General features: G+C 74.0%; 7 protein-coding genes and 1 pseudogene. 3 read left to right on the forward strand and 5 right to left on the reverse strand.

The features are described 5' to 3' along the window. Positions 1-1,381, reverse strand: a pseudogene (locus C1I95_RS29935) (hypothetical protein); the annotation flags it as partial. A gap of 431 nt (positions 1,382-1,812) precedes the next feature. Beyond that, the gene (locus C1I95_RS29940) at positions 1,813-2,373 is read right to left on the reverse strand and encodes a helix-turn-helix domain-containing protein (protein ID WP_111218911.1); all 561 of its coding nucleotides are present in this window, start codon (positions 2,371-2,373) and stop codon (positions 1,813-1,815) included. A 66-nt stretch (positions 2,374-2,439) separates the two neighbouring features. Here C1I95_RS29940 and C1I95_RS29945 point away from each other — a divergent pair, with 66 nt between their 5' ends. Next, positions 2,440-3,354: an AzlC family ABC transporter permease gene (locus C1I95_RS29945; protein WP_111218913.1), complete on the forward strand. Its 915-nt coding sequence runs from the start codon at positions 2,440-2,442 to the stop codon at positions 3,352-3,354. After that, positions 3,348-3,656, forward strand: a complete 309-nt coding sequence (locus C1I95_RS29950; RefSeq protein WP_111218915.1) for an AzlD domain-containing protein — start codon at positions 3,348-3,350, stop codon at positions 3,654-3,656. The genes C1I95_RS29945 and C1I95_RS29950 overlap by 7 nt, the downstream gene beginning before the upstream one ends. Before the next feature lie 4 nt (positions 3,657-3,660). Here the strand turns inward: C1I95_RS29950 and C1I95_RS29955 are convergent, their stop codons facing one another. The 3 genes from C1I95_RS29955 to nadA form a co-directional block, all read right to left on the reverse strand. Beyond that, entirely contained in the window at positions 3,661-4,260 is a 600-nt protein-coding gene (locus tag C1I95_RS29955; RefSeq protein WP_111218917.1) for a DUF3043 domain-containing protein, read from the reverse strand. 85 nt (positions 4,261-4,345) lie between these two features. Continuing rightward, a complete protein-coding gene (murA, locus tag C1I95_RS29960; protein WP_111218919.1) occupies positions 4,346-5,701 on the reverse strand; it encodes a UDP-N-acetylglucosamine 1-carboxyvinyltransferase in 1,356 nt (451 codons plus the stop codon). Between the two features lie 224 nt (positions 5,702-5,925). Continuing rightward, positions 5,926-7,101, reverse strand: a complete 1,176-nt coding sequence (nadA, locus tag C1I95_RS29965; protein ID WP_111218921.1) for a quinolinate synthase NadA — start codon at positions 7,099-7,101, stop codon at positions 5,926-5,928. 68 nt (positions 7,102-7,169) lie between these two features. On the opposite strand from nadA, the gene C1I95_RS29970 reads away from it, so the two are divergent. Then, the coding region (locus C1I95_RS29970; protein ID WP_111218923.1) for a glycerate kinase at positions 7,170-7,914 on the forward strand (745 nt) is incomplete at its 3' end.

Raw genomic sequence — 7,914 nt, forward strand, 5'->3', positions numbered from 1 at the left:
GTCGGGCCGGGTCGCGGTCGGGTGCCGGAGAGACGGGACGGTCGAGGTCGGGTCGCTGCGCGGCTGGCCGGTCGGCCGGGAACCGTCCCGGTCCGGGCGTGTCCGGCGGGGCGGCCGGCCTCCGGTCGTCGCGTCGCGGACCGTCGGCGCCGTGCTGGGGCGGGGCGGCGGGCCGCTGGTACTCGCGGTGGTCCCGGCCGGTGCCCGGGCGCAGCGGGCCTGGCGCCGGCCAGGGCAGGTCACCGCGGGGCGGGGCGGCGTACGCCTGCGGATCCCGGGCCGGTGGCTCGGGACGGCCCCGCTCGGGCGACCAGTCGGGGCGGCCCCACTCGTCGCGGGGCGCACCCGAGCGGGCCGGCTCGTCGTCGACGTAGCCGTCCGGGTACGGGGCACCGTCCGGGTCGCCGATGCTGAACTCGTCCCGGTACCCGTCCACCACCGGGCGCTCGTCGTACGCGGGCTCGCCGGGATGACGGCTCCACTGGTAGCGGGGGCGCCGGGAGGGGTCGCCGGCGGACCGGCGGTCAGGGTCGTCCACCGGTCGCTGCGCGGCGGCTGGATGGCGTGGCTCCTCGTCCGCCTCCGGCAGCCAACCGGGTTCCGGCCGGCCGGCCGGCGAGACCGGTGCGCCGCGGAAGCGGTACTCGTCCCGGTCGGTCGGCTCGGACCGCTGGGGTCGCTGGGCGTACCGGTCCGGGTTGCGTTGCTCGCGCCGGTCCGGGTGGCGCTGCTCGCGTTGGTCCGGGGCGCGTTGGTCCCACCGGTCGGAGTGGCGCTGCTCGCGCTGGTCCGGGGCGCGTCGGTCCCACCGGTCGGAGTCGCGTTGCTCGCGCCGGTCGGAGTCGCGCCAGTCCGGGTCGCGCCGGTCGGGGTCGCGCCGGTCGGGGTTGCGCTGGTCGGGGTTGCGCTGGTCGCGTCGGGCGGGCGCGCCGGGGGCGGCGATTCCACCCTGGGGGCCGACGTCGGACCAGGTGACCCCGTCGCGCCCCCGGGCCGGCTCCGCGTGACGCGATCGCCGGCCCTCGGCGCGGGGCTGCTCTGGCCGGGGGCCGGGGTACGACGACCGGTCGTGCGGCCGCGCACCGTTGGCACCGTCGTGGCGTCGCGGGTCGGGCGTTTCGTGCCGTCCCGGCCAGCCGTCCGGCTCGTCGGCCCAGGACCGGCCCACGTACGTGCCGTCCGGTCGGGTCGGCGCCAGCGGAGGCACCTCGGCCCGCCCGACGGCGCTCGCCCGACCCCGCCCGGGCGGCGGCTGATGGTCGATGCCGATGTCGCCCGGATAGCGCTGGCCGGGAAACTGCGGGTGCCACTCGCCGGTCGGCTCGACGACCCACGACGGCTCGGCGGGATCGTGCCACCGGTCGGCGTAGCCGCGACTCATCCGCCGGACCCGTCGCTGCGGCCGGGACGTCGCCGGGAGGCGGCGTCGGCCGCTACACGGGAACCCCGGACCGGCCCGGCGGACGGGGCGACAGCGGGGCGTCCGGACCTGGGCGCGGTGCGGCACCGGGTCGGCATCCGCCCGCTCACGGCCGCGCCCCGGTGGTCGGCTCGCGTCCGCTCGCTCACGGCGATGTCACCTCGTCGGAAATGGTCGCGCTGGGCACCCCGGGGACCGGCAAAGTCGCTCGTCCGGCACCGAATGGCTGCGGAAGGAGGGTAGCGGCGCAGACTCGGTCGCCGCCACTGCGGCACCCCTCCCCGAACCCAAACGTTATCCTATTGATCCGGACATTTAGGACTTTGATGGGATCGGACTTTCGACGATACTGCACCCATCGTCAGCCGGCGGTCGCCGCGCTCACGGCGTGGTCAGGGATGTTCCATGACCAGCACGGCGAAGGTCCCCGGTTCGAGGGCTTCGTAGCGGTGCGGCGCGTCGCCGGGGAAGGTGGCGTAGTCCCCCGGGCCGAGTTCCACCTGGTCGTGCTCGGGCCCGCAGCGTAGCCGGCCGGACCCCACCACGAGGTGCTCGACGCTGCGCGGAGTGTGCGGATCGGCGATGCGGACCCGGCCGGGCTCCAACGCGATCAGGTAGACGTCGCGCCGGGCGTGCGCGGTGCCGGCGGTGAGCAGCGTGCAGGTGAGGTCGGCGTGCTCGGAGCGGATCCGGGGGCCGTCGCCGGCCCGGATCACGCGCACGGTGGTCGCCGGCGGCTCGACCAGGCGGCTGAACGGCACGTCGAGCGCCACGCCGAGGGCCCACAGTGTCTCCACACTCGGGTTGCCCGTGCCGGACTCGAGCTGGGACAGGGTCGACTTGGCGATCCCGGCCCGGCGGGCGAGTTCGGTCAGGGAGATGCCGACCCGCTGGCGCTCGTACCGCAGGGCGGCGGCGATGGTGGCCAGCGGGGGAGTGGGATCGGGGGACATTGTTCGCTCCGTCGGTCATGCTGTTCTATTTGACGAACGGCAGGGGCGTGTTCATCATGATGGACCATGCGTACGCCAGAACGAACATCGGGGGCGGGAGTGCTCCGCGACGTCGCCGCCATCGGCGCGGCGATGTTGGCGGTCGGCGCCTCGTTCGGTGCGATGGCCGTCGCCGCCGGGCTGCCCGGTTGGGCGGCCGTCGCCATGTCCATGCTGGTCTACGCCGGTGGCGCGCAGTTCATGGCGGTCGGGCTGGTGGCCGCCGGCAGCCCGGTGGCCGCCGTCCTCGCCGGGCTGCTGCTCAACGCCCGGCACCTGCCTTTCGGGCTGACCCTCGGTGACACGATCGGCCGCCGGCTTCGGCACCGCCTGATCGGCAGTCACCTGATGACCGACGAGGCGACCGCCTTCACCCTGGGCCGGCCGGCCGGTGCCGCCCGGCGGCGGGCGTTCTGGCTCGCCGGCATCCTGCTGTTCCTGGCCTGGAACGCCGGCACCGTGCTCGGCGTGCTGGCCGGCGGGGTGGCCGGTGATCCGGCCGCGCTCGGGCTGGATGCCGCGTTCCCGGCCGGCCTGATCGCCCTGCTGCTGCCCACCCTGCGCGACCGGGAGACCCGGCGGGTGGCGCTGGCCGGTGCCGTGGTGGCGGTGCTGACCACGCCGTTGCTGCCGGCCGGCCTGCCGGTGCTGCTGGCGCTGGCCGGCCCGGCGCTGCTGGCCGTCCGCCAGCTCAGGCGGCGGGCGCCGGTCGCGGACCCGGCGGCGGGCTCCCCGGTGACCGCCGAGGCGGCCGCGACCGGCGAGGCGGGGGCGAGCGAGGCGCGGGTGACCAGCGAGGCGCGGGTGACCAGCGAGGCGCGGGTGACCGGCGAGGCCCGGGTGGCCGGCGAGGCGCCGGTGCCGGTGCCGGCCGACATTGCGCCGGCCGACATTGCGCCGGCCGACATGGTGCCGGCCGGCCGGAAGGAGGAGTCGTGCTGATCGCCGTGATCGTGGCGCTGGCCGTCGGGACGTACGGCTTCCGGGTCGCCGGAGTGCTGCTGCGCGACCGGCTCGACCTGCCGGAGTGGGCGCGTCAGCTGCTGCCGGTCGGGGCGGCGGCCCTGTTGGCGGCGCTGGCGGCCACCGCGGCGCTGACCGAGGTCGGCCGGTTCGCCGGCTGGGCCCGCCCGGCCGGGGTGCTGGTCGGGGTGCTGCTGGCGTGGCGGCGGGCGCCGTTCGTGCTCGTGGTCATCGCCGCCGCCGGTACCGCGGCGCTGCTGCGCCTGCTCAGCGTGCCCTGACGGATCAGACCGGGTCGCCGATGGCGACCCGGGGCTCCGGGGTACGCAGCTTCCGGAAGGTGATCGCGCGCATGATCGCGTAGAGGTACAGCGATCCCATCCGCTGGCCGGTGTTCGGGAAACGTTCCCGGACCAGCTTCTTGATCTTGCGCGAGATGAGGATCGAGTCGATCACCACGCCGATCGCCAGCGCGCCCCAGAGCAGGTTGGAGGCCAGCCGGATCACCGGGGGCATCGCCTGGTTCGAGCCGATCAGCACGACCAGCGCGCCACCGAAGAACCAGGTGCCGACGGTACGCCGCGAGTCCACCACGTTGCGCGCCAGCAGCCGCTCCGGGCCCCGGTCACGGGGGCCACCCTCGCGCCGGAACTCGGCCGCCGCCTCGGAGCGCCGTTCCCGCCGCAGCGCCTTGGCCTCCTCCTTGGTCAGCGGCTTGGTCGCGCCGGCTGCGCGGCGGCCGATGGTGGGCCGCTTGGGCGTCTCCCGCCCCTTGCCCGGGGTGTAGCCCCGGGAACGGGCGGCATCGGCCTCCTCCTGCGGGGTCACCGGGTCGGTGGCAGGGGCGGCGAGGTCGGCGGACTTACGGCGAAACAGCGACGGCACGCGGCAAGGGTAGCCAACGCCAAGCGTCCGGTGCACATCGCGGGTGCACCGGACGCGAGCGGGCGGGCCGGGACTGTGGCCGGAATTACGGCCGCTCGACGTGCGCGCCGAGGTCGGCCAGCTTGGCCTCGAAGTCCTCGTAGCCCCGGTTGATCAGGTCGACGCCGTACACCCGGGAGGTGCCCTCGGCGGCCAGCGCGGCGATCAGGTGGCTGAAGCCGGCCCGCAGGTCGGGGATGACCAGGTCGGCGGCGTGCAGCTTGCTCGGCCCGGCGATCACCGCCGAGTGCTTGAAGTTGCGCCGGCCGAAGCGGCACGGGGTGCCGCCCAGGCAGTCCCGGTAGACCTGGATGTTCGCGCCCATCGTGTTGAGCGCCTCGGTGTAGCCCAGCCGCTGCTCGTAGACCGTCTCGTGGACGATCGACAGGCCACGGGCCTGGGTCAGCGCGACGACCAGCGGCTGCTGCCAGTCGGTCATGAAGCCCGGGTGCACGTCGGTCTCCAGGGCGGTGGCCTGAAGCTCGCCGCCCGGGTGCCAGAAGCGGATGCCGCCCTCCTGGCCCGGCTGTCCCGGCCGCGGGGGACGGGTGTCGGTCACCTCGTACTCGCCGCCGACCGAGCGGAAGACGTTGAGGAAGGTCATCATGTCGGCCTGCTCGGCGCCGAGCACCTCGACGTGGCCGCGGGTGGCCAGCGCCGCCGCGGCCCAGCTGGCCGCCTCGATCCGGTCCGGGATCGGCCGGTGGGTGTAGCCGTGCAGCTTCGGTACGCCCTGGATCTCGATCACCCGGTCGGTGTGCACCTTGATGATCGCGCCCATCTTCTGCAGGATGCAGATCAGGTCGATGATCTCCGGCTCCACGGCGGCGTTGCGCAGCTCGGTGACGCCCTCGGCCATCACCGCGGTGAGCAGCACCTGCTCGGTCGCGCCCACGCTGGGGTAGGGCAGCGCGAACTTGGTGCCGTGCAGGCCGTTCGGCGCGGACAGGTGCAGCCCCTCGGGGGTCTTGTCGACCGTGGCACCGAACTCCCGCAGAGCCTGCAGGTGGAAGTCGATCGGTCGTGGCCCGATGTGGCAGCCGCCGAGGTCCGGGATGAAGGCGTGCCCGAGGCGGTGCAACAGCGGCCCGCAGAACAGGATCGGAATCCGGCTCGAGCCGGCGTGCACGTTGATCTGGTCGGTGCTGGCACTCTCCACGTTCGCCGGGTCGAAGACCAGCTCGCCGTCCTCGTCGCCGTCGGTGACCTTGACACCGTGCAGCCCGAGCAGTCCTCGGACCACCTCGACGTCACGGATTTTCGGTACGTCGAACAGCCGGCTCGGGCTGTCGCCGAGCAGCGCGGCGACCATCGCCTTGGAGACCAGGTTCTTCGCGCCGCGCACGCGGATCCGCCCTTGCAGCGGGGTGCCTCCGTGTACGACCAGGACGTCGTCGGTCAACGCAACCTCCAGCGCGTGCGTGCTGCCGTTCGGATGTAGGGACACCACGGGTCGCTACCCGGAAAGCGGTCGCGTTCAAACGCCCGCGCCCGCGTGTGTCGTCGCCCGGCAGCATAGCCCTCCGTGATGAGAATGGATCCGGTCACACCGCCTTGGAGGGCATTTATCGGTGATCCGGCACTTTCGTGTACCAGCGGTGTTACTGAGGGTGATGGCTCTGCCGGTCACGCGCCGGGCAGTGCGAGCATCTGATCCAGCGCCACCCGGGCGTGGTGCGCGGTGTCGGCGTCGACGGTGATCTGGTTGACCACGCGGCCGGCGACCAGCTCCTCCAGCGCCCACACCAGATGCGGCAGGTCGATGCGGTTCATCGTCGAGCAGTAGCAGACCGCCCGGTCCAGGAACATGATCTGCTTGTCCGGGTGGGCCAGCGCGAGCCGGCGGACCAGGTTCAGCTCGGTGCCGACCGCCCACGCGGAGCCGGCCGGCGCCGCCTCGATGGTGCGGATGATGTACTCGGTCGAGCCCACCTGGTCGGCGGCGTTGACCACCTCGTGCCGGCACTCGGGGTGCACCAGCACGTTCACCCCGGGCACCCGCTCGCGAACGTCGTTCACGCTGTCCAGCGTGAACCGGCCGTGCACCGAGCAGTGCCCGCGCCAGAGGATCATCTTCGCGTCACGCAGCTGTTCCGGCGTCAGCCCGCCGCCCGGCTTGTGCGGGTCGTAGAGCACGCAGTCGTCCAGCGAGAAGCCCATCTCCAGCACCGCCGTGTTGCGACCCAGGTGCTGGTCGGGCAGGAAGAGCACCTTCTCTCCCTGCTGGTACGCCCACTCCAGGGCCCGCTTCGCGTTCGACGAGGTGCACACCACACCGCCGTTGCGGCCGACGAAGCCCTTGATGTCCGCCGAGGAGTTCATGTAGGTCACCGGGACGGTCCGCTCGGCGACACCCAGCTCGGCGAGCACCTCCCAGGCGTTCTGGACCTGCGACAGCACCGCCATGTCCGCCATCGAGCAGCCGGCCGCCAGGTCGGGCAGGACGACCTTCTGCGCGTCGGAGGTGAGGATGTCGGCGCTCTCGGCCATGAAGTGCACGCCGCAGAAGACGATGTACTCCGCGTCCGGCCGGGCGGCGGCCTCGCGGGCCAGCTTGAACGAGTCGCCGGTCACGTCGGCGAACTGGATCACCTCGTCGCGCTGGTAGTGGTGGCCCAGCACGAAGACCTTGTCACCCAGCGCGGCCTTCGCCGCGGTCGCCCGGGCCACCAGGTCGGGGTCGCTCGGCGCCGGCAGGTCACCCGGACACTCCACGCCACGTTCGGTGGCGGGGTCGCTGCCGCGGCCGAGAAGCAGCAGCGCAGTGGCGGTGTTGGAGGGCTCAACCCAGGTCGACGTCACGCACTCCATGGTCCCACAGCGTGACCGCCGCACCGCCCCTGGCGGTGTGGGCTGCCACACTGCCAGGCATGCGCGTACTGCTCTGCCCGGACAAGTTCGCCGGCACGCTGCCGGCCCCCGAGGTCGCCGCCGCGGTGGCGGACGGCTGGCGGGAGGTCGCCCCCGGCGATGATCTGCTGGTCAGGCCGTTGGCCGACGGCGGGCCCGGGTTCCTCGACGTGCTCGCCGAGGCGCTGCCCGGACGGCGGGTGCCGGTGTCGACGGTCGACCCGCTGGGCCGTCCTGCCGCCGGTGAGATGCTGCTCACCGAGGGTGGTGCGACCGCCTGGCTGGAGAGCGCGCAGGCGTGCGGGCTGCACCTGCTCGACCCCGCCGAGCGCGATCCCCGGGCCGCCACCTCGTACGGGTTGGGGCTGCTGATCGGCGCCGCGGTCGAGGCCGGCGCCCGGACGGTGATCGTCGGGCTGGGCGGCTCGGCGACCAACGACGGCGGCGCCGGAATGCTCACCGCGCTGGGCGCTGTCCCGCTGGACGGCACCGGGCTGGCCCTGCCGTACGGCGGTGCCGCGCTGGCCGCCGTGGCGGGGCTCGACGGCGCTCCCCGGCTGCGTGAGGCGCGGCTGGTGGCCGCCACCGATGTCGACAACCCGCTGCTCGGGCTGCACGGGGCGAGCAACGTCTTCGGGCCGCAGAAGGGTGCCGACCGCGCCGACGTACTGCTGCTCGACGCCGCGTTGCAGCGCTGGGCGGAGGTGCTGGAGCGGGACCTGCCCGGCTGCCCCGGCGGGCTGGGCGCGCTGCCCGGTGGGGGCG

The sequence above is a fragment of the Micromonospora craterilacus genome (assembly GCF_003236315.1).
Taxonomy (GTDB): Bacteria; Actinomycetota; Actinomycetes; order Mycobacteriales; family Micromonosporaceae; genus Micromonospora; species Micromonospora craterilacus.

Bases quoted from the DNA above. Each gene is read 5' to 3' on its own strand.
- C1I95_RS29940 (WP_111218911.1), bottom strand. From the start codon at position 2,373: ATGTCCCCCGATCCCACTCCCCCGCTGGCCACCATCGCCGCCGCCCTG.
- C1I95_RS29945 (WP_111218913.1), top strand. From the start codon at position 2,440: ATGCGTACGCCAGAACGAACATCGGGGGCGGGAGTGCTCCGCGACGTC.